At 61.8% G+C, this 21,146-nt stretch carries 19 protein-coding genes and 1 pseudogene; 10 read left to right on the top strand and 10 right to left on the bottom strand.

What is annotated here, in order from left to right:
* The first annotated feature begins 1 nt into the window (after position 1).
* From NCR39_RS23830 to NCR39_RS23815, 4 genes are all read left to right on the top strand, one after another.
* Positions 2-1,168, top strand: a complete 1,167-nt coding sequence (locus tag NCR39_RS23830) for a CaiB/BaiF CoA transferase family protein (RefSeq protein ID WP_250454555.1) — start codon at positions 2-4, stop codon at positions 1,166-1,168.
* A gap of 114 nt (positions 1,169-1,282) precedes the next feature.
* On the top strand, positions 1,283-1,969 hold the full coding sequence (locus NCR39_RS23825; RefSeq protein WP_250454554.1) for a nitroreductase family protein: 687 nt from the start codon (positions 1,283-1,285) through the stop codon (positions 1,967-1,969).
* 11 nt (positions 1,970-1,980) lie between these two features.
* Positions 1,981-2,304 carry a carboxymuconolactone decarboxylase family protein gene (locus NCR39_RS23820; RefSeq protein ID WP_250454553.1) on the top strand — a complete coding sequence of 108 codons (324 nt, stop codon included), beginning with the start codon at positions 1,981-1,983 and terminating at the stop codon, positions 2,302-2,304.
* A gap of 13 nt (positions 2,305-2,317) precedes the next feature.
* Positions 2,318-3,091: an enoyl-CoA hydratase/isomerase family protein gene (locus tag NCR39_RS23815; protein ID WP_502800279.1), complete on the top strand. Its 774-nt coding sequence runs from the start codon at positions 2,318-2,320 to the stop codon at positions 3,089-3,091.
* 57 nt (positions 3,092-3,148) lie between these two features.
* On the opposite strand, the gene NCR39_RS23810 is transcribed toward NCR39_RS23815, so the two are convergent.
* The 3 genes from NCR39_RS23810 to NCR39_RS23800 form a co-directional block, all read right to left on the bottom strand.
* Entirely contained in the window at positions 3,149-3,946 is a 798-nt protein-coding gene (locus NCR39_RS23810; protein WP_250454551.1) for an IclR family transcriptional regulator, read from the bottom strand.
* Positions 3,943-4,701, bottom strand: coding sequence for an IclR family transcriptional regulator (locus NCR39_RS23805; RefSeq protein ID WP_250454550.1), 759 nt, complete (start codon positions 4,699-4,701; stop codon positions 3,943-3,945). Before NCR39_RS23805 ends, NCR39_RS23810 begins: the two co-directional genes overlap by 4 nt.
* A 235-nt stretch (positions 4,702-4,936) precedes the next feature.
* Positions 4,937-5,866: a LysR substrate-binding domain-containing protein gene (locus tag NCR39_RS23800; protein ID WP_250454549.1), complete on the bottom strand. Its 930-nt coding sequence runs from the start codon at positions 5,864-5,866 to the stop codon at positions 4,937-4,939.
* 111 nt (positions 5,867-5,977) lie between these two features.
* Between NCR39_RS23800 and NCR39_RS23795 the strand changes: the two genes are divergently transcribed.
* From NCR39_RS23795 to NCR39_RS23770, 6 genes and pseudogenes are all read left to right on the top strand, one after another.
* Positions 5,978-7,150: an acyl-CoA dehydrogenase family protein gene (locus tag NCR39_RS23795; protein WP_250454548.1), complete on the top strand. Its 1,173-nt coding sequence runs from the start codon at positions 5,978-5,980 to the stop codon at positions 7,148-7,150.
* A gap of 71 nt (positions 7,151-7,221) precedes the next feature.
* A pseudogene (locus NCR39_RS23790) lies at positions 7,222-7,413 on the top strand (FAD-binding protein); the annotation flags it as partial.
* 41 nt (positions 7,414-7,454) lie between these two features.
* Positions 7,455-8,309, top strand: a complete 855-nt coding sequence (locus NCR39_RS23785; protein WP_250454547.1) for an HTD2 family dehydratase — start codon at positions 7,455-7,457, stop codon at positions 8,307-8,309.
* A 34-nt stretch (positions 8,310-8,343) separates the two neighbouring features.
* Positions 8,344-9,540, top strand: coding sequence for a CaiB/BaiF CoA transferase family protein (locus NCR39_RS23780; protein WP_250454546.1), 1,197 nt, complete (start codon positions 8,344-8,346; stop codon positions 9,538-9,540).
* A gap of 3 nt (positions 9,541-9,543) precedes the next feature.
* Positions 9,544-10,398 carry an HpcH/HpaI aldolase/citrate lyase family protein gene (locus NCR39_RS23775; protein ID WP_250454545.1) on the top strand — a complete coding sequence of 285 codons (855 nt, stop codon included), beginning with the start codon at positions 9,544-9,546 and terminating at the stop codon, positions 10,396-10,398.
* Between the two features lie 56 nt (positions 10,399-10,454).
* On the top strand, positions 10,455-12,149 hold the full coding sequence (locus tag NCR39_RS23770; RefSeq protein WP_250454544.1) for an electron transfer flavoprotein-ubiquinone oxidoreductase: 1,695 nt from the start codon (positions 10,455-10,457) through the stop codon (positions 12,147-12,149).
* 120 nt (positions 12,150-12,269) lie between these two features.
* Here NCR39_RS23770 and NCR39_RS23765 read toward each other — a convergent pair whose 3' ends face one another.
* The 7 genes from NCR39_RS23765 to NCR39_RS23735 all read right to left on the bottom strand — a co-directional run bounded on the left by NCR39_RS23765 (position 12,270) and on the right by NCR39_RS23735 (position 21,131).
* Positions 12,270-13,694, bottom strand: coding sequence for an MmgE/PrpD family protein (locus tag NCR39_RS23765; RefSeq protein ID WP_250454543.1), 1,425 nt, complete (start codon positions 13,692-13,694; stop codon positions 12,270-12,272).
* Between the two features lie 32 nt (positions 13,695-13,726).
* Entirely contained in the window at positions 13,727-15,016 is a 1,290-nt protein-coding gene (locus tag NCR39_RS23760) for an MFS transporter (protein ID WP_250454542.1), read from the bottom strand.
* Positions 15,017-15,095: 79 nt separating this feature from the next.
* Positions 15,096-16,505, bottom strand: a complete 1,410-nt coding sequence (locus tag NCR39_RS23755) for an MmgE/PrpD family protein (protein ID WP_250454541.1) — start codon at positions 16,503-16,505, stop codon at positions 15,096-15,098.
* Positions 16,506-16,717: 212 nt separating this feature from the next.
* Positions 16,718-17,788: a zinc-dependent alcohol dehydrogenase family protein gene (locus NCR39_RS23750; RefSeq protein WP_250454540.1), complete on the bottom strand. Its 1,071-nt coding sequence runs from the start codon at positions 17,786-17,788 to the stop codon at positions 16,718-16,720.
* A gap of 59 nt (positions 17,789-17,847) precedes the next feature.
* On the bottom strand, positions 17,848-19,338 hold the full coding sequence (locus NCR39_RS23745) for an aldehyde dehydrogenase family protein (RefSeq protein ID WP_250454539.1): 1,491 nt from the start codon (positions 19,336-19,338) through the stop codon (positions 17,848-17,850).
* Positions 19,339-19,365: 27 nt separating this feature from the next.
* Positions 19,366-20,256 carry an SMP-30/gluconolactonase/LRE family protein gene (locus tag NCR39_RS23740; protein WP_250454538.1) on the bottom strand — a complete coding sequence of 297 codons (891 nt, stop codon included), beginning with the start codon at positions 20,254-20,256 and terminating at the stop codon, positions 19,366-19,368.
* Positions 20,257-20,321: 65 nt separating this feature from the next.
* Positions 20,322-21,131: an enoyl-CoA hydratase/isomerase family protein gene (locus NCR39_RS23735; protein ID WP_250455142.1), complete on the bottom strand. Its 810-nt coding sequence runs from the start codon at positions 21,129-21,131 to the stop codon at positions 20,322-20,324.
* Between the last annotated feature and the right edge of the window lie 15 nt (positions 21,132-21,146).

The raw sequence follows: 21,146 nt of genomic DNA, 5'->3' as shown, positions 1-21,146 counted from the left end.
TATGTCCGCCGCATCTTCCCGTGGAGGCCCGCTCGCGGGCGTCAGGGTCGTCGAGATCGCAGGCATCGGCCCCGGTCCGCTGGCGGCGATGTTTCTGGCAGACCTCGGCGCGACCGTGATCCGTGTCGATCGCAAGGAGCCTTCGGGGCTCGGCGCGCCGCGTCCTGCGCAGTTCGATCTGGGGCTGCGCAATCGCAAGTCCATCCGCGTCGATCTGAAAGACCCGGACGCCGTTCAAATGGTGCTTGAGTTGATCGCCCAGACCGACGCGCTGATCGAAGGCTTTCGCCCCGGCGTGATGGAGCGGCTGGGTCTGGGGCCGGATACGTGTCTCGCGCGCAATCCTCGTCTCGTCTATGGCCGCGTGACGGGCTGGGGACAGGATGGCCCGCTTTCGACAGTCGCGGGGCACGATCTGAACTACATCGCCATCACCGGTGCGCTGCATGCAATGGGCCGCGCGGGGCAGGCGCCGACGCCACCGCTCAACGTGTTGGGCGACTATGCGGGCGGCTCTTTGTATCTGGCGTTCGGACTGCTCGCGGGCATCATCGAGGCGCGCGGTTCCGGCAAAGGCCAGGTCGTCGATGCCGCGATGGTCGATGGCGTGGCCTCCATCATGACAGTGACGATGGGTCTGCATGCGGCAGGCATGCTCGGCAAGGAACGTGGCACCAACATGCTCGACACCGGCGCGCACTTCTACGAGGTGTACGAATGCGCCGATGGAAAGTTCGTGAGCGTCGCGCCGATCGAGGGCAAGTTCTACAGGCTCTTGCTTGAAAAGCTCGAGTTACAGGACCATCCGCTGCTTCAAAAGCAGATGGATCGCACGCAATGGCCGCAAGCCAAAGCGGTGCTTGCCGCGAAGTTCAAGGAACAGTCGCGCGATGAGTGGACGCGGCGCTTCGGGCAACTGGACGTCTGCCTTGCGCCGGTGCTCGACTTCGACGAGGCATCGAGTCATCCACACATCGAGGCGCGTGGAACGTTGATCGATCTGGACGGAGTGACGCACCCCGCGCCCGGCCCACGTTTTTCACGAACGCCCGCCGCGCGACCCGAGTCGCCGGCGGCATTGAGCACCGACAACGCCGTCGATGCGCTGCGTGAGTGGCTACCGGACGAACGCATCGAAAATTTGCGCGCGCGCGAGACCTTCATCTGAGGCATGGGCCATACAAACCCGATCAACCGCCGGCGCATCGCCGGGCAACTTCGCTCCACGGTTCCAGCGCACGTTGAGGGCAGGGAACAGGGAGCAGGCAACGAGCTTACCGAAATGACATCGCATACTTCCGATTTGACCGCGCTGGATCGCCTCACGCGCGGACGCTCCACGTGTCGTGCCTACGAGCACAAGGCGCTGGATGCCGACCTGATACGCAGCATCGTAGGCATGGCAAGTCGCTCGGCTTCCTGGTGCAACGTGCAACCGTGGAAACTGGTTATCACTGAAACCCTGGAGAGTACGGAGCGCTTTCGCGAGGCGTTGATGGAGCGCGCGCGGAGCTGTCCGGACACCGAGTCCGATTTGCCATTTCCGCCGGGATATAAGGGCGTTTATGGCGAACGGCGGCGCGGGGCGGGCATCGCACTTTATTCTGCCCTCGGCATCGGCCCCAAGGATGCCGAACGCAGCGCCGAACAGGCATTCCGCAATTTCCGCATGTTCGATGCGCCGCACGTGGCCATCATCACCGTGCCTGCGGAGCTGGGTCCTTATGCGCTCGTGGATGCGGGCGGCTTCGTCTCCTCGTTTCTGCTCGCGGCCTATGCACATGGCGTGGCCACGACGCCTCAGGGCGCGCTCGCTCGCCACGCGCATTTCGTGCGCGAGTACTTCGGTATTCCCGATACACAGCACATGATTTGCGGCATTTCGTTCGGTTTTGCGCAGGCCGGACACCCGGTCAACCAGTTTCGCACCACTCGGGCTGGCATAGACGATCTGGTGCGCTTCGCCTGAGCGACGCAAGCATGAGCGACACGAATACTGCAGCCCGGCGACTGCTGGGCGACATCGCGCCCGGTCTGGCGAAACTGACCGACGACGTCCTGTTCGGCCAGATCTGGGAACGCCCGGGACTGTCGAAACGCGATCGCAGTCTCATCACCTGTGCCGCGCTCGTCGTCACAGGGAAGACCGAGCAGATGAGCGGGCACTTCCCACGCGCGATCGAGAACGGCGTCACGCGCGAGGAACTCATCGAACTCATTACGCACCTGGCCTTTTATGGCGGATGGCCCAACGCGGTCAGCGCCGCCGTGCGCGCGAAGGAAGTGCTGGGCGCGAATGAATAACAAGGGGAACATCCTGTCACTGCTGATTGACCACCCCGTGCCGCAGGTGCGCCGCCTCACGCTGAATCGCGCCGAGCGCATGAACGCGCTCGATGGTCCAACCTTGCAGAGTCTCAACGACGCGGTGCGCGACTGTGCTTCGGCTGCCGGCCAGGTCAAGGTGCTGGTGATACGGGGCAGCGGTCGGGCGTTCTGCGCGGGCAACGACCTCAAATGGCTCGCGAGCGGCGTGCTGGCTGACCGCGCTGCGCACATGCGTCATCAGGACCTGATGCAGGACACCTATGAACGCCTGGAGTCCGCACCGCAGATCGTGTTGGCGAGCATCAACGGCTATGCCCTCGCGGGAGGCTTCGAGCTGGCACTGGCCTGCGACGTGATTATCGCCGATGAAGCGGCTGAATTCGGCGATGAGCATATTCGTCGCAGCCTTCTTCCGAGCGGCGGCAGTTCTCAACGGCTGCCGCGCAAGCTGGGCTTGCAGCGTGCCATGTACTATCTCGTCACGGGCCGTCGCATGACGGGACGTGACGCCGCGGACATGGGGCTGGCTGCCTTGGCTGTTCCCTCTCTGCAACTGGAGAGCGCTACGCTCGCGCTGGCGGAGGAGATCGCCCAGGCTGACGCACTCGCGCTCGCGTCCATGAAGCAGATGGCGCGCCGCGCGATGGAGCTGCCACTCTCCGATGGCCTGCGCTACGAGCGCTGGATGCAGCATCGCTACCGCACGGAGTCGCCGTCCCTGGAGGCGGGTGTACAGGGCTTTGCCGGCCCTACGGGGAGCTGAATCGAACGAGAACGTTTGATGACGTTCTGTCCGGTATGACCGGCGAACCCGATTGGATCAAAGCGCACCATCGAAATCGGCGAGCTGCGCTTGCAGAAGCGCGGCCGTTTCTTTCAATGCGGGCGCGATGCGCTCGCGCTCGAACTCCAGATCCAGCTCGACGTCGGCTTTCCCGCAGCTCATTCCCAGGAGAATGCCCTCGCGACCGATACGTACAGGCAGCGCAACGCCCCACGTGCCACGCTGGAAGCCGCCCATCACGGCACATGTGCCGGTGGTTTCGAGCTCATGGAACGAGGCGTGAACGGCGTCCTCCAATGCGTCCCCCTGGGATCCGGCGCGCCGCTTGTGTTCTTCTATCAGCAGCGCCTGCTCCTCCTGAGGCAGTCCCCAAAGATATGCCCTGCCGATGGACGTCGTGCTCATGGGCAGTACCGAACCGACGCCGAGCCGCAAGGTGGCCACTTTGCGGCTCACCCGATAGTCGACGTAGAGCATATCCAGGCCATCTTGCAGACCGAGCGCTACCGAGACATCGAGCCGATCGGCCATTTCCTGCAGGAGGGGCTGCGCCGCTTGCAGCAATTCGTTCGATGCGAGATAGGCATGACCGATAGCCAATGCACCCGTCGATAGTTCGAATCCGCGGCTGCCCGGGACGGATCGCAAGAATCCCACCTGCAGCAGCGTAGAGGTCAATCTGGACACGATCGCTTTGGGGAGTCCCGTGCGTCTGACGAGTTCGGCATTGGTAAGGGCTGTGCGATCCGACCGAAACGCGCGTAGGACGTGCAGTCCGCGCTCGACCGTCATCAGCGTGGATCTATCGGCGGCATGTCCCTGTAGGGTGTTCATGGCAATCTGCTCGACAGTGTGATTTCCCCAGCCATTCGTACAAGCGCAGGTCCCAGTTCACGCATGCTCCGCGCCCGGCCGAGCAGCATCGACGGTCCCATGCAGCTCACGGCCAGCGGAGCTTCGCCGGGTAACCGGACCGGCGCGGACACCATGGTCATGGGCCGGCCCGATTCTCCCAACGCGACACAGAAGCCGCTTTCCCGCACCTGCCCGATGGCATCCGCGGAACGACGGCGAACGTGCTTCCATGTCTCGGTCGTGTCGGACGAGCGGTGAAGCTCGGCGCTTTTGAACAGAAAATCACGCTCGGCGTCCGGAAGGCTGGCGAGCAAGGCCCAGCCCGCCGCGGAGGAAGCAAGTCCCGATCTCGATCCAATTTCCAATTGGAGCGCGGCGGGGATCGAGTTCGTGCAGCAACCGTCGATCACGACCAGGTCCAGCCGGTTGCGAACGCTCAGTTGCACGTGTACCTGATGGCGATCGGCAAACAGGCGCATCCGGTCATGCGCCGCTTCGCGGATTTCGATGTCTGCCGCCGCGCGGTATCCCAAGGCGAGCGCCGAAGGATTGAGACAGAAACGTCTGCTGCTCGAATCGCAGCGCAGATAGCCCAGCGCGATCAGCGTGCGAGTCAGACGTGTCACCGTAGAGGCGGGAAGCCCGGCGCGCACGGCAAGTTCACGGTTGCACAGCCAACGATCCGCTGGCGTGAAAGATGAAAGGATGGCCAATGCGCGGGCAAATGGCGTCACCACAGGGCGCGATTGCCCCGAGGGCTGCGAACTCGAACTACCAGAGATTGAGCATGAATGTTGCATACCGTTGCCCGCTACAAAACCGGCTCGTCAAACTAACATTCATTAGAATGAAAATGGCCTCCGAAGTCGATTGGGGTTAACCTGATCCAGCCGGCTGTCGCTTACGAGCGGTGAGGGCATCGGTTTGGATCGACCAGCAGACGGGCGATCTGCGCTTCCGCCAAGCTCCCTAACCAAGCCAGCGTGCATCGGGCCAGCGGCCGCTCTCGAATGTGGACTTGACGCAGTCCAGCAGCACCCCGACGACGCAGCGCACGGGCGCCGTGGCTTGTCGGCTGCCGGGCGCTGCCAGCACGATAGTTCGCTTGAGCGCAGGGGAGATCAGCGGGGCCGCGCTGAGGGTCCTTCGCGCGACCTCCTGCGTGACACCCACAGCCGGAAGAATGGTCCAGCCGTGTCCTTGTGCAACCAGTTCCTTCTGGACGCTCAGCGCATTCGTTTCGGCGAACACCTGCAGTGTCAAGCCAGCCTCGGTCGCGGCGTGCTCGATGACGGCACGCAAACCCTGTGGCGCGGCGGGGAGGATGAAGGGCTCGCGTGCAACGCGCGCGAGCGTGAGCGGTCGCTTGCGGGACAGCATCGCCGAGGGCGCCGCCACTGCCCAGAGACTTTCCTCGAGCAGCGGCTTTACGTGCAGCGCGGATGTTTCCTTCTGTCCATAGAGCAAGGCGGCATCCACATCGCCGGCTTGGAGCCAGTCCTGAAGATGCCCCGCATAACCGATGGTCAGTCGCAGACGGATGTGCGGGTAACGCTTCGCCACTTCGCCTGCCAACAGCGTGGCCAGAACGTCCGACGTGCTGGCAAGCAGGCCGATACTTACGATGCCCGAAACCGGCCCTTCGACAGGCTGAATCTCCGCCTTGGCGCGCGCGACTTCGTCAAGGATGCGGCGAGCGTATTCGAGCATGGTCTTGCCCGAAGCCGTGAGCTGCATGCCATGGCGGCTGCGGTCGAAGAACTCCGTGCCCATGTCCTCTTCAAGCAGTCGCAGTTGCCGGGATACTGCGGGCTGCACGAGGTTGAGAAGGGTGGACGCCCGGGTTACGTTGCCGGTTTCGGCCACGGTGACGAAGGCACGCAGTTGCTTGAGATCCATCACACATACCTCGATGCTGAAAAATGATGGTGCGATCAGTTATTTCTATTTTTCCAATGATCCATCAAATATTACTATGACTCGACCAAAGCTACTTACGGATCTTCCTTCATGAGCGCCTCCATGCTTTCCGCCCCGGACCAATACCAGGAGATTCGTGACGCCGTGCGCGCCCTGTGTAGTCAGTTTCCCGCTGACTATCACCGCAAGATCGACGAGGCGCGTAGTTATCCAGAGGAATTCGTCAACGCCCTGACGAAGGCCGGCTGGCTTGCCGCGCTGATTCCGCAGGACTATGACGGCCCCGGCCTGTCGATGGCCGAAGCCTCCGTCATCATGGAAGAGATCAATCGTTCAGGCGGCAACTCTGGCGCGTGCCACGGTCAGATGTACGTGATGAACACGATCGTGTTTAGTGGCACCGAAGCGCAGAAGCAACGCTATCTGCCGCGCATCGCCGCGGGCGAGTTGCGCGTGCAATCCATGGGCGTGACCGAGCCCACCACGGGCAGCGACACCACCAAGCTCAAGACCACAGCCGTGAAAAAAGACGGGCGCTGGGTCATCAATGGCCAGAAAGTCTGGATATCGCGCGTGCAGCACAGCGACCTGTTGATCCTGCTGGCGCGCACCACGCCGCTCGACCAGGTGCAAAAGAAGAGTGATGGCCTGTCGTGCTTCATCGTCGAGCTGGACAAGGCAATCGGCAATGGACTGACAGTGCAGCCCATTCTCAACATGGTCAACCACGAGACCAACGAGCTGTTCTTCGACAACCTCGAATTGCCCGAGGATGCACTGCTGGGCACCGAGGGCAAGGGCCTGAAGGTGATCTTCGATGGATTGAACGCAGAGCGCACGCTGATTGCCGCCGAATGCATCGGAGACGGCTACTGGTTCCTCGAAAAGGCGCGGGATTACGCGAACGAGCGCAAGGTCTTCGGCCGTCCCATCGGTCAGAACCAGGGTATCCAGTTCCCGCTCGCCGAATCGTTCATCGAGCTCGAGGCCGCCAATCTGATGCGCTGGCGCGCCTGCCAGAAGATCGATGCGCGCGAGAACGCGGGCGTTGAAGCCAACATGGCCAAGTACCTGGCGGCCAAGGCCAGTTGGGAAGCCGCCAATGCGTGTCTACAGACACATGGTGGCTTTGGCTTCGCGTGCGAATACGATGTAGAGCGCAAGTTCCGTGAAACCCGTCTGTATCAGGTCGCGCCCATCTCTACCAACATGATTCTCGGACACGTGGCCGAACACGTGCTGCACCTTCCGCGCTCTTACTGATATTTGCTTGGCTTACCGATCATCATAATTATCGTACCCGTCATACCCGGGCAGATGCTCGCGGCGCTCGCCGAATCGTGGCAACGCAGGTGTATCTCGCCTATGGAATCTCCGGGGCGACCCAGCATCTGTCGGGGATGAAGGATTCCAAGGTGATCGTGGCAATCAACAAAGATTCCGAAGTACCGATCTTCGGCGTCGCCGACTACGCCCTGGAGGCTGATCTGTTCACAGCGGTGCCCGAACTGGTCAAGCTGCTGTAGCCGTGACCGGCTTTCATATCGATCTTCCCTGGTAGAGCGCGATGCATTCAAGTCTTGAAAATCCCGATTCCTACGATGCCTGGACCGGCCGCAGCGAAGAAAGTGCGGATCATGTCACCGAGGCGCCTGTGCGCCTCATGCAGGCCACGCTGGACAACTCCGATCCGGCGAAGTTGCCCGCCGAGCTGCCGCCGTTGTGGCATTGGCTCTATTTTCTGCCGGGCGAGCGTCAATCCAACATCGGCCCGGACGGGCATCCGCAGCGTGGCGGCTTCCTTCCGCCGATCACGCTTCCGCGGCGCATGTGGGCCGGAGGGCGGCTACAGTTTCTGCGTCCGCTGACCGTGGGCCAGCCAGTACGCCGCGTATCGACGATCAAGAGCGTCCAGGTGAAGTCTGGGCGCAGTGGTGAACTCGTGTTCGTGACCGTGTTGCATGAAGTCGCTGACGCCAGTGGCCTCGCCATTCGCGAGGAGCAGGACATCGTCTATCGCGATGCACCGGTGCCGGGCGCGCCCTCGCCACAGCCTGCTGCGGCTCCGTCCGACGAGCAGTTCAGCCGCACAGTCACCCCCGACCCCGTGCTGCTGATGCGCTATTCGGCGCTGACCTTCAATGGCCATCGCATCCACTACGACCGTCCCTACGCGATGCAGGAAGAAGGCTATCCGGGCCTCGTCGTGCATGGGCCGCTGATCGCGACACTGCTCATCGAGGAACTGCGCCGGGTTCATCCGCAAAAGACAGTTCGCCGCTTCGAATTCAAGGCCGTCAGCCCTTTGTTCGATACCGCGCCGTTCGCGCTCAACGGAAAGATCGAGGGCACGACAGCACGACTGTGGGCGCGCGGTCCGCAAGGCCAGTTGACCATGCAGGCCAGCGCGGAACTCGAATGACACCGAGCCAATAACCTGAGAGACGATACAAGCCATGTCAGAACCCAACCGCGGTGGCCCGCTCAGCGGCATGACCGTCATCACGCTGGAACACGCGATCGCCGCGCCGTTCTGCACGCGCCAGCTCGCCGACCTCGGTGCGCGAGTCATCAAGGTGGAGCGTCCCGGCGTCGGCGATTTCGCGCGGGCCTATGATCACCGCACGCGCGGTCTGGCCTCGCATTTCGTCTGGACCAATCGCTCCAAGGAAAGCCTGACGCTGGACCTCAAGCAGTCCGCCGCGCTCGAAGTGCTGGACGAACTGATCGCCCACGCCGACGTGCTGGTGCAAAACCTGGCGCCCGGCGCAGCGGCGCGAATGGGTTTGTCGTTCGAAACGCTGCACGCGAAATACCCGAAGCTCATCGTCTGCGATATTTCGGGGTACGGCGCGGACGGACCCTACCGCGACAAAAAGGCCTACGACCTGCTGATCCAGAGCGAGGCCGCCTTTCTCTCCATCACAGGCACGTCCGAGGAGCCCAGTAAGGCGGGCAACTCGATCGCCGATATCGCGGCGGGCATGTACGCCTATACGGGCATTCTCAGCGCACTGCTTCAGCGTGGCATCAGCGGTGAAGGCTCACATGTCGAAGTCTCCATGCTCGAAGCGCTGGGCGAGTGGATGGGCTTTCCCATGTACTACGCCTATGACGGCCAGCAGCCGCCCGGACGCAACGGTGCAGCGCATGCCACGATTTATCCTTATGGTCCATTCAAGGCTGGCGATGGCCGGGTCGTGATGCTGGGGCTGCAAAACGAGCGGGAATGGAAGCTGTTCTGCGACATCGTGTTGCGCCGTTCCGAACTCGCGACCGATCCACGCTTCGACTCCAATGTGCGTCGAGTGGAAAACCGCGCGGTCCTGAAGGAAGTCATCGAACAGGGTTTTGCGAGTCTCACTGCGCCAGATGTCATCGCGCGCCTCGACGAAGCCCAGATTGCCAACGCCGCGGTCAATCAAGTGGGCGATCTGTGGATTCACCCGCAGCTCCACGCGCGCCAGCGTTTCCGTCCCATCGGCTCACCCGCAGGCGAATTGCAGGCGCTGATGCCGCCCGCGACCGTCAACACCTTCGATGCCCGCATGGATCCCGTGCCCGCGCTCGGCGAACACAGCGCGACAATTCTGCGCGAATTGGGGCGTTCGGATGCCGCCATCAGCAAATTGCAGGCTGACGGAGTGATCTGACCCATGCGCACAAAAACTGAGTCTCCCGTGTGCCATGTGCGCAGTCTGCTGTTCGTGCCCGCCACCAGACCCGAACGCTTCGCCAAGGCTTTGGGTTCGGGCGCGAATGGCATCATCATCGATCTGGAAGACGCCGTTGCCGATGACAGCAAGATCAGCGCGCGCGAGCAACTCGCACAGCACTTGCCTCAACTGACCCCTGCGCAACTGGCATGCACCCTGGTACGCGTCAACGCGGTAAGCACCCCCTGGCACGACGCGGACGTTGCGCTGCTACGCGACTGGGTAGGCAAGGGCGTGACCGTGATGCTGCCAAAGTCCGATCACGCAGCCGCGATACGCGACGTGGCGCAAGCCCTCGGCCCCAAGGCGGCCATTGTGGCTCTGGTCGAGTCGTTGAGCGGTCTCGACGCAGCCGATTCGCTGGCGCGCGATCCTCAGGTGATACGTCTCGCCTTCGGCCATCTGGATTTTCAGTTGGACCTGGGCATGCACGCGTCGGCCGAGGAACCCGAACTGGCTTTCGCGCGCAACGCCCTGGTCGCGGCATCGCGCCGTGCGGGACTGCACGCACCCATCGATGGCGTGACGACAGACATCGGCAATACCGAGCGTTTGATTGCCGATGCCCGGCGCGCACGCGCGTTCGGCTTCAGCGGAAAGCTGTGCATACACCCGTCTCAGGTGGACGCAGTGAACGAAGTCCTGGACTATTCCGATGCCGAAAAGGCCTGGGCGCTGCGCGTTCTGGACGAGGCGGCGAAGCACGGTGGCGAAGCCTTCCGCCTGGAAGGTCTCATGGTCGATCTGCCGGTGATCCGCGCGGCCGAGGCGATCGTGGCAAGCATAGTTAAATGAGAGCCGGAAGCGCCTGATCAAAGGCGTGTGAGGCAAGATCCCCTGAAGACAACACAATGAACAGCGAAGACATTTTGGCCGAGTACGGACCGCGAGAGTCCATGGAGTACGACGTGGTGGTGGTGGGCGGTGGTCCCGGCGGCCTGTCGACAGCCATACGCATCAAGCAATGCGCGGCGGAAGAAGGCCGGGATGTGTCCGTCGTGGTGCTGGAAAAGGGATCCGAGCCGGGCGCTCACATCCTCTCTGGCGCGATCATGGATCCCAACGCACTGACCGAACTCTTTGCCGACTGGAAAGAGCGTGGGGCACCATTGAAGCAGCCTGTGACCGATGAGGCCTACGTGTTTCTGAGTAAGAAATCGTCCTTGCGCGTCCCCAACATGTTCCTGCCGCCGTTCGCGCATAACCGGGGGAACTATGTCATCAGTCTGGGCGCATTCACGAAGTGGCTGGCAGAGCAGGCCGAGTCGCTCGGTGTCGAAATATTTCCGGGATTCGCGGCCGCCGAAGTGCTTTATAACGAACACGGTGCGGTCATGGGTGTAGCGACGGGTAACCAGGGTATAGGCAAGGATGGCGAACCCAACGAGCACTTCCAGCTCGGCATGGAGCTTCATGCCAAGTACACGATTTTCGCCGAGGGCGCACGCGGCCATCTCGGGAAGCAGCTGATCGAACGCTATGAACTCGCCGCCGGGCGTGATCCGCAGAGTTTCGGTATCGGCGTCAAGGAACTGTGGGAAATCGATCCCGCGCGCCACAAGCCGGGCTTTGTCATGCACACCGCCGGCTGGCCCATGGACAGCGAGACTTACGGCGGCTCCTTCCTGTATCACCTCGATGAAAACAGGATCGCCGTGGGTTTCGTCACGGGCCTCGGCTACACGAATCCTTACCTGAGCCCGTTCGAGGAATTCCAGCGCTGGAAGACGCATCCGAGAATCCGCCACTACTTCGAGAACGACAAGGGCGAGATCACGGCGAAGCGCCTGTCCTATGGTGCGCGCGCCATCAATGCGAGCGGTATCAACGCGTTGCCCAAGTTCATCTTCCCGGGAGGGGCGATGGTAGGCTGCGAGGCGGGCTTTCTCAACGTGAGCCGCATCAAGGGCAGTCATGCCGCGATCAAGACCGGTATGCTCGCAGGCGAAGCCGCTTACGCGGCGGTGGCGGCGGGGCGCCACCAGGACGAACTGACGGAGTATCCCCAAGCGTTCGAAAAAAGCTGGCTCTGCGCTGAGCTGCACAAGGACCGCAACTTCAAGAACTGGTTTGCTCACGGGCTTGCTGTAGGTACGCTGATGAATGGCTTCGAGCAGCTCGTTCTGCGCGGTCGCATCCCCTGGACGCTGCGCCGCAAAAAACCTGACTACGCTTACTTGAAGCCTGCAAGCGCCTGCCAATCCATCGACTACCCCAAGCCCGATGGCAAGCTGACGTTCGACCGGCTTTCCAGCGTGTTCATCAGCAACACCAACCACGAGGAAAACCAGCCCGCGCATCTGACGCTCAAAGATCCGGACGTGCCCGTGAACGTCAACCTGATGACGTATGCAGGTCCGGAAGCGCGCTATTGTCCCGCAGGTGTGTACGAGTTCGTCGATGCCGACGTTCAGGGCGGCAAGCGACTACAGATCAACGCGCAGAACTGCGTGCATTGCAAGACCTGCGACATCAAGGACCCAACCCAGAATATCGTGTGGGTCACGCCTGAGGGTGGAGGCGGTCCCAACTATTCAGGCATGTAGACGAGGTGAGGAAGCGTTGCTCTACCGCATCGACCTTTGCATTTGAACGCGCGCCCGTCGTGTGAATCGAAGGGCGCGCTGGTTTGGCTATTGGCCGAGTCTTTGGAAGCAAGCCGGGATTCAGTGCTCCGTGGAGCACATGGCCGTCAGCTCTGCGGCTTTCATCGCCGGATTCATCTCACACAACGCAGCGAGCAGCTTCCGGGCTCTGTCCTCACCCAGTACGTCACCGGTGAGTTCCATGAACTTCGCGTCCTGCTCGTGTTCCGGCATGGGATTTTTGTCGGTGCCGATCGGATTTTCCACGAACACATGCTCGGAGGAGCCGTCTTTAAATGTGACCGTCACGTCCGCGACGAACTTGCCTGGGTAATCCTTCTCCAGCGCCGGTTCTGCAGTGATACGGATGCTGCGCGCCATGTCGATCACCGGGGCCATGTCGACCTTGCCCGCGAGATAATCGCGATGGATCGGGTAGCCATTCCCATTGCCCAACAGCGTGAACGCTGCCTGAATGGGCAAGCTGAATTGCACATGCTCGATGTTCTTAGGTTCGTAGGCATTCGCGTTGGACGTGCCGACGACGACGTTGAAGTGCGGCGTGATCTTCAGGTGCACGTCGGCAATCTCGTCGCGGCGCGCTGAAAACGGGCGCAGCGCGTCGATATAAGCATGCGTGCAGTAGCAGGCACAATAGGCTTTGAGCCAGACAGTAGCGATCTCGAAAGGCCGAGCCGGCGCGAAGCGATGTTCGGCGGCGTCGCCTGGCGTACGCTGCAGGAAAGCGCGGAAGAATCCCTTGTTTCCGCTCAGAAAAGCCCGCGGTCCGGTGATGCCTGCCGTGGCCATGTCGGCGGCCGCGATGCCATTGCGTGTGCCGATTCCCGCATGGATGCGCTTGATGGAGCCGCCGGTGGAGGTGTATTCAGTCGTGCCCGAAACATGACTCAGCGCAATCGCCAGCGCTTGCAGCGTCGTTTCGGCGTCGAAACCGCGCAGTTTGGCGGCAACGGCCGCGGCGCCGAAGTTGGACAGCGTGCAGTGCGGATGAAAACCGCGTTGCAGCAGGTCGGGCGCAGCAAGCCGTCCGATGCGCGCGTAGACCTCGTATCCGGCGACCATCGCGGTGATCACTTCTTCGAGCGACGAGCCGAGTTCCTCACCGATCGCCAGCGCAGCCGGGATGACGCAACTGCCCGGATGGCTGTAGCTGGGACCGTGGGCGTCGTCGTATTCGAACCCGTGACCGTACGAACCGTTGACGAAAGCGGCGTCCATGGCGCTCATCGTAATTGTCGAGGCACTGACGCGGCTTTTTCCCGGTCGTTGCTGGCTCGTCGCGTATCTGAGTAATTGCTCGGACCACGGCATCTTGGAGATACCGATCTGCAGGGCGAGTTGATCGCGCAGCAGCCGGTTGATGCCGGCGTGGGCGTGCGAATCAATATCTTCGTATTTCAGATCCTGGATGAACTGCACCACTGCCTGTTCCAGCGGTGGGCAATTGAATGGCACGGGGGATGGATTTTGTTGTGCGGCGGACATTGCTGTCTCCTTGAAAATTATGAGAGTAGTGTTCAGGCCCGGCGATAGACGGGCATCTTTCGACTCACCGATAACGCAATACCGGCGGCGATCAGTGCAACGATAGCCATCAAAATGAGCGCGGCGGTGTAGCTACCGGTTCGATCCTTGGTCAGGCCGAGCAGATAGGGGCCGGCAAAGCCGCCCAGATTGCCGACAGCGCCGATCCACGCAATGCTGGCCGCTGCGGCGGATCCCGAGAGCAGTTCCGTGTTGACGGCCCAGAACGCGGGCAATGCGCCAAAAACGCCGAAGGCCACGAGGCAGAAGAAAATGAGCTTCGCGGCGGGATCGGCGGACAGGCTGGCGCCGACGAGGGATACGGCGGCGATGAGCGCGGGCAACGCGATGTTCCAGCGGCGTTCCCGGGTGCGGTCGGAGCGGCGCGCCCAGAACACCAGACTGGCGGAGCCGATCACATAGGGAATGGCCGTGACGAAGCCAGTCTGCGCATTGCTCAATCCGAAGGATTTAACGATCTGCGGCAGGAAGAAGCCTACACCGTAGATCGTCAGAAAGAAGCCGAAGGCCATGGTGGCGAGCGTCCAGACTCGTTTGTCGCTAAAGACTTGCGCGATGGGGATGTTGTGGTCCTCGCGTCGCTGCGCGTCTTCCTTGCACATACGGTCGGATAGCCAGCCGCGCTCCTCTGCCCGGAGCCAGTGCGCGTTGTCGGGGGTGCCCTTGAGGTATTGAATGATGACGATGCCCAGAATAAGCGCGGGCAACGCCTCGATGAGGAACATCCACTGCCAGCCCTGCAGCCCGGCCAAGCCATTAAGCCCATGCAGGCTTAAGAGCATGCCTGAAATGGGCGAGCCAATCACCGACGACAGTGGTGCGGCAACCAGGAGATAACCCATGACACGTGCGCGATAAGCCGAGGGAAACCACAACGTGAGGAAATACGCGACGCCGGGGAAAAAACCCGCTTCGGCCAGACCCAGCAGAAGGCGGACGGCATAGAAGCTATGAGGGCCGACAACAAAGGCTGTCGCGCCCGAGATCAAGCCCCACGTAATCATGATGCGCGCGAGCCACACGCGTGCTCCTACGCGAACCAGCAGCAGGTTCGAGGGCACCTCGAACAGGAAATACAGGAGAAAGAACAGCCCTGAACCCAGACCGTATTGCGCGGCCGTCAGCCCAATGGCCTGGTTCATCTGCAGACTGGCGAACCCGACGTTCACACGATCGAGAAAGGATACGAAATAGCACAGCGCAAAGAATGGCACCAGACGCCGAAATACCTTGCGCATGGTGGTTTGCTCAAGCGAATCCATGCTGTCTCCGAATAGTATTTGTATCGCGGGAAGGCGTTGTGCAACCTTCCGCGCGTAGCGATTCCGCTTTCTGCCGGGCTCAGGCTTCGGTTGGTATCAGCGGGTCGAGCAGGGCGCTAACAACGTCATCCACTTCATCGAAATGAAGAATGTCGTTGACCATCCTGTCCACGACTTCCGGGGCGAGCGGGATGGCAGAGTAGGGCACGCAGAGGTCGAACTTGGCCTTGAAATCCTCTCCATTGAACGGATTCCTGGGGTGACCTTTTACGTATATGCATTCTTTCCTCGCTTCGCGCCCATCGCGTAGCTTCACAGTCAGGCGTGCGCCCCAATCGGATACGCCAGGGTTTTCCTCGGCGGTGATGCGCGTCATCAGCTCGCGTATTTCGGGCCGGGCGCGCGCCTCTTCGCTATACGACTCCAGGAAAACCTTGTCGTCAAATGCGGCAATGGCCACGACATAAGGCAGGCTGAACTGGCACTCGGGCACCGTGACCGGATGCCACTTCTTATCCTGAGGCTCGCACACGGCGCGCCAACTTGGCGTGGAGGTCTCGATGTGAATGCTGGCGATGTCGAGCGCTCCGAACGCCTCTTCCTTCATGAGCGCGCGGATGGCGTCGATGGACGAATGCGAGAAATAGCAGGCGCTATAGCCCTTGGTGATGATGTTTTGCAGTTCCCAATGCTCACCGAGATCCCTGAGGATAAAATCTGGATCGGTCTCCCAGCGCGCCGTCGCGAAGTAGCCCTTGGCACCGAGCAACACTTCGGCGCGCGGTCCGGTGATGCCGCGTTGAGCCAGCTGGCAACAGGTGATGGCGGCCTGGCTAACCAGTCCGTGATGCATGCGCACCATCAGCGTGGCGGGCGAATAGATTCCCATGGTGTTGGGTTGCGTCATGGTACGCGCGATGCCTTGGGCGTTTTCCAGTTCGTCCTGTGTCAGCCCGATCAATTTGCCCACGGCGGCCACGGCACCGAAAATATAATGGCCGCCGCATTCATGATGTTTGATCGCGCGATTGATGACCTTATAGGCTGTTCCCAACCGCACGAGAATTTCCTGACCGACCGCCATCGCAGCCAGGAACGCCTCGCCCGAAACGGGACCGCAAAGGCCGGTGGCAGCGAGCAGCGTGGGCACGATGTATTCAGTCACGTGACCAGCCTCCTCGTGCAGATCGCCGCAGTCCATGGCGCGCGGCATCGGGCCCATGGCCAGCGCCGCCTCGTTGGCCGGCACCCGACCGCCGTAGAAGGGCAGCGGCGTTTGAGGGTTGCCCCCGCGCTCTTTGACGAGCGAGACGATAGCGGGGATGCCTTCCATCGCGGATCCGCCAATGGTGACGCCCATGGCATCGAGGAGGGTGTGTTTGACGTGACGTACCACGTCGGCCGGCAGGTCGGCGTACTGGGTTTGCAATGCCATTCGGCAGAGCGTGGCCATCGGGTCTTCGCCCTGTTGCGGTTTGAATTGGCTCATTCCAAAGTCTCCGTTTATTTGCTTTTCGCAATTTTTCGTTTGTGCCGATGCGGGCATTACCCGCCATCAGACGCTCGAACTTGTGCGGGCGTACTTCGACATGACGTCGTGCAATTCTTCCGCTTGAGTCGCGGCGAAGTTCAATTTCGTTGTGTTGGGCAGGTTAGAGACGCCAGTCGGCGAGCGCGAGAGGCGGCTACATCACACGGAAGTTAAAATAGGAACACGCCTTTGCCGCCGGCCTGACTATCAAAGAGTCGATAGGCATCTTCCGCCTGATCCAGCTTCCAACGGTCGGTGAACAGCTTGTCCACGTCGACGCCGTGGTCCGCCACGAAATGGAGACAGTCCTTCATGCTGACTTCCGAGAACGTGTATGAGCCGATGATCGTGCGTTGCTTGCCGATCACGTCCTTCATGCCGTCCATGTTAAGGTTGCCTCCCACGGCCACTAACGCGATGCGTCCCCAAGGGCGGGTGCAGCGCACGGCTTGTTGCTTGGGAACGTCACCCCCCGCGCAGTCCATGGCACAACTCGCACCCAAGCCCCCGGTGAGCTTGTGAATTTCTTCGATCGGATCGAGCGTGCTGCCGTCTATCACGTGTGCTGCACCGAAGGCTTTGGCGCGCGCTACACGATCGGCTGCGATGTCCACGCCGATGACCTCCACGCCCATGGCAGCCGCGAGTTGCACGGCCGACAGACCCACGGGACCCAAGCCGAACACAGCAAGCGTGTCGCGCGCGCTGATTTCGAGTCGCAGGAGCGCGCCCCACGCCGTGCCCGTGCCGCATGACACGGCCGCTCCGGTGGCATACGAAACCTCTTCGGGAAGGTGGACGAGTGACGTAACGGGGACCTTCATGAAATGAGCGTGTCCGCCGTGCTTGATCACGCCGTGAATATCCGCGCCATGGCTGCACATCTGCGTCCAGCCCGTGCGGCAGTGGTCGCAGTGCTGGCAACCTTCGTAGTGAAACACTGCGACACGATCGCCTACGTTGAAGGCCCGGTGATCGACGGCCGAACCAAGGGCGATGATCTGGCCACAAGGCTCGTGGCCGCCGATCACGGGTGTGTCCTCCGACATGCCGCGCGAGGCCAGATCCTTGAAGCCCAGCGATCGAATCACGTCGGCGGGCTTGTTGCGGTAGAAGTGCAGATCGCTGCCGCACATGCCCGACGCCTTCATCTCGACGATGGCATCGCCGGGGCCAGGTACTGGATCGTCGAAATCCAGGATCTCCAGCTTTTTGTCGCCTCTGAAAACCACGCCTTTCATCTGTGTCTCCTCGTTGATAGATGACCCGATCGACGGAGTCCTTTTGCCGCGCGCGGCCGTTACAGGCGAACCATGATGGATTTGCTCTGCGTGTAGGCCTCGATCGATTCCTGGCCGAATTCGCGGCCCCATCCCGATTGCTTGTAGCCGCCGAACGCCATGGCCGGATCGGACTCACCGAAGGTGTTGATCCACAAGCGCCCCGCCTTCAGCGCGCGCACTACTTTGTGGGCGCGCGAGATGTCCCGGGTCCAGACGGCGGCCGAGAGGCCATAGGTGGTGTCGTTGCCTTGCAGCACGGCGTCCTCTTCATCCTTGAACGGGATGATGGACAGCACAGGGCCGAAGATTTCTTCCTGCGCGATCTTCATTCCGTTGCGCACGTTGTGGAACACCGCGGGTTCGACAAAGTAACCGGGACCCGTCCAGGCGTTGCCGCCCGCGCGCAGCAACGCACCTTCCTCCTGGCCCGCGCCGAGGTAGGACCAGACGCGGTCCCGCTGCTTCGCAGAGATCAGCGGGCCGAGCCGCGTGTCCGCCTCGAACGGGTCGCCGACCTTCCAGGTGGCGGCGACTTGAGCTACACGTTCGGCCACCTGGTCGTGGATGCTTTCCTGTACGAACAGGCGCGTGCCGGCCGAGCACACCTGGCCCGAGTTGCCGCAAAACGTTTTGACCGCGGCCTGCACGGCCCGCTCGATATCGGCGTCGGCAAATATCACGTTCGGCGCTTTGCCGCCGAGTTCCAGCGTCACCTTCTTGAGATTGGAGGTCGCATCGCGCACGATCTGCTTGCCGATCGCCGTGGAACCCGTGAAGGCGATCTTGTCGACGCCAGGGTGTTGCGCCAGCGCCGCGCCCGCCGTGGCCCCGAAGCCCGGTAGCACATTGACGACCCCGGGAGGCACGTCCGTCTCCTGGATCAATTCGGTGAGACGGATGGAGGTCAGGCAGGCGAGTTCGGCGGGCTTGAGGATGACCGTATTCCCACAGCACAGCGCGTTCGCAAACTTGATGGCCGCCATGAGAATGGGCACGTTCCACGGGATGATCTGTCCGCACACGCCCAGCGGCTCGCGCAACGTATAGATCAGTGTGCTGCCGTCCGATGGCACGGTGGTGCCGAGCACCTTGGAGCACCAGCCCGCGTAGTAGCGGAAGATATCGACCGCGGCGGTCACTGCGCCCTGCGCAAACCATAGCGGCATGCCGTTGTCCAGCGACTCGATGGCGGCCAACTCGTCGATGTGCTGCTCGATCTTGTCGGCGATCTTGAGCAGCACTCGCGTGCGGGCGTGAGGCGACATGGCCGCCCAGGACGGCGCGTCGAAGGCGTTGCGCGCAGCGATCACCGCCGCGTCGACGTCGGCGCTGTCCGCTTCGGCCACGCGGCAGAGCAGTTGCTCGGTTGCCGGATTGATGACCTCAAACGTCTTGCCCGATGCTGCGCCGGTCCACTCGCCGCCAATCAGCAGGCGCTTGGAGCCCAGGTTGATCCATTCGAGCGCTTTTGCGCGTGCGGCTTGCGCAGTGTTGGTTGCGGTTGTCATGAAATCTCTCTGCGAAAGGGGTGTGGCTCAGGCAAGCGGGACGTCGACCCGGGCGGACACCACGGCGCTCATCGGGTGGGTGCGGCGCACCTCGGGGTTGAAATCGGCCGGCGTCACGCACATGAACAACGTGTGTCCGTCGACGCCGCCCAGGGCGCACGCATAGCAGTTGCGATCGGCCGTCTGGATCTCGTCGAGAATCTCTCCACCGGGAGCCACGCGTAATGCGCGCGCCTTGGTGAAGTCGGCGACCCAGATAGCCCCTTCGGCGTCGACTTGCGAAATGCCGTCCGCAGCGACTGCGATTTCGGCCAACGATTGAATGACGTCGTCGTTCTGGGGGACGGCGCCGAAGGTTGCCCAATCCCGGCGTGGCGACAACGAGCCATCAGACTGAATATCGAAAGCGGACATGCGATTGCCGAATGATTCGGCCACGACCAGCGTGCGGCCGTCGATTACGGTTGAACCGTTGGGAAAGTGCAGGGGCTCACTGACCATGACGACCGATCCGTCGGGATCGACGCGCGCCAATCTGCCCGGGAGACGCGGAGCGAGCTTCATTACGTCGAAACCGAGATTGCCTACCCACGCGCGGCCTTTTGCATCCACGACCATGTCATTGGGCTCGAACTCGAGGAACGGGAATAGTTCGGCATGGGTCACCACGGACCCGTCGTGTTCGCGCCTTAGCAACTTGCGATCGTGCATGGACACCGCCAGCAGACGTCCGTCCGGAAGCCATCCAATGCCGGAGGGACACTCGGGCACGTCCATTTCCACGCGGACGTCCGTGCCGTCCTCGCGCATGGAGTAGATTCGCTCGGAGTACAGATCGCTGAACCAGAACCGCCCGTCGTGCCAGCGTGCGCCCTCCGTATGCGTCATACCGTCGAGCAGAACCGTCAGTTGTCTCATAGAGTAACTATTATTAGTTAGGTGGAACAGATACGACGTGGCTTTACGAATAGCCTGATCGTTCGTTACCGGGGCAATCGGGCCGAAGGAAAATCCGCCTGACGTTTGCCGCGAAATGCTGCCACTCCTTCTTTGACGTCCGCGCCGAGGAAGCACAACATCTCCATGGCGAGCGAGTTGTCGAAGATGGGACCCGCCATGTGCATCCAGCTATTGAGCGACTTCTTGGTCGCGCGGATCGCAGTCTGGCTGCCGCACGCCAGCTTGGCGGCGATGGCCAGCGATTTGACCAGCACGTCGGCACGCGGCGTACTGAAGGTGACAAGGCCGATACGCTCGGCCTCTTTGCCGTCGACGAAGTCCGCCGTCATCAGGTAGTACTTGGCCTTCGCCATGCCGCAGAGCAGCGGCCATACGATGGCGCCGTGGTCGCCCGCCGACACGCCCAAACGCGCGTGACCATCGCTCAGACGTGCGTCTTCCGCCATGACACTGACGTCCGCGAGCAGCGCGACGACAAGCCCTGCGCCTACGGCCGTTCCGTTGATGGCGGAAATGATGGGCTTATCGCAGGCCAGCATGTTGTAGACAAGGTCGGAGGCTTCCTTCATCACGCGCATGGTAGCTTCGTGACTGGTCGACATCTCTTCGACCACGGACAGATCGCCGCCCGCGGAAAAGGCGCGATCGCCCGCACCTGTGACAACGATCGCCTTGACCGTGGGATCGTCGTTGGCCACGCCCCAAACCTGCGTCAGTTCCCAGTGCATTCTGTTGTTGGTCGCGTTCATGACCTCCGGACGATTCAGTGTGATGAGCAATACGCCGTCAGCCTGGCGCTCGAACAGAAGGAACTGAAAGTCTTCGTATCGCATGTGGGAATCCAGAGT

The sequence above is a fragment of the Caballeronia sp. ATUFL_M2_KS44 genome, assembly GCF_023630965.1.
GTDB lineage: Bacteria > Pseudomonadota > Gammaproteobacteria > Burkholderiales > Burkholderiaceae > Caballeronia > Caballeronia concitans.
This window is presented reverse-complemented; position numbering and strand designations above follow the sequence as displayed.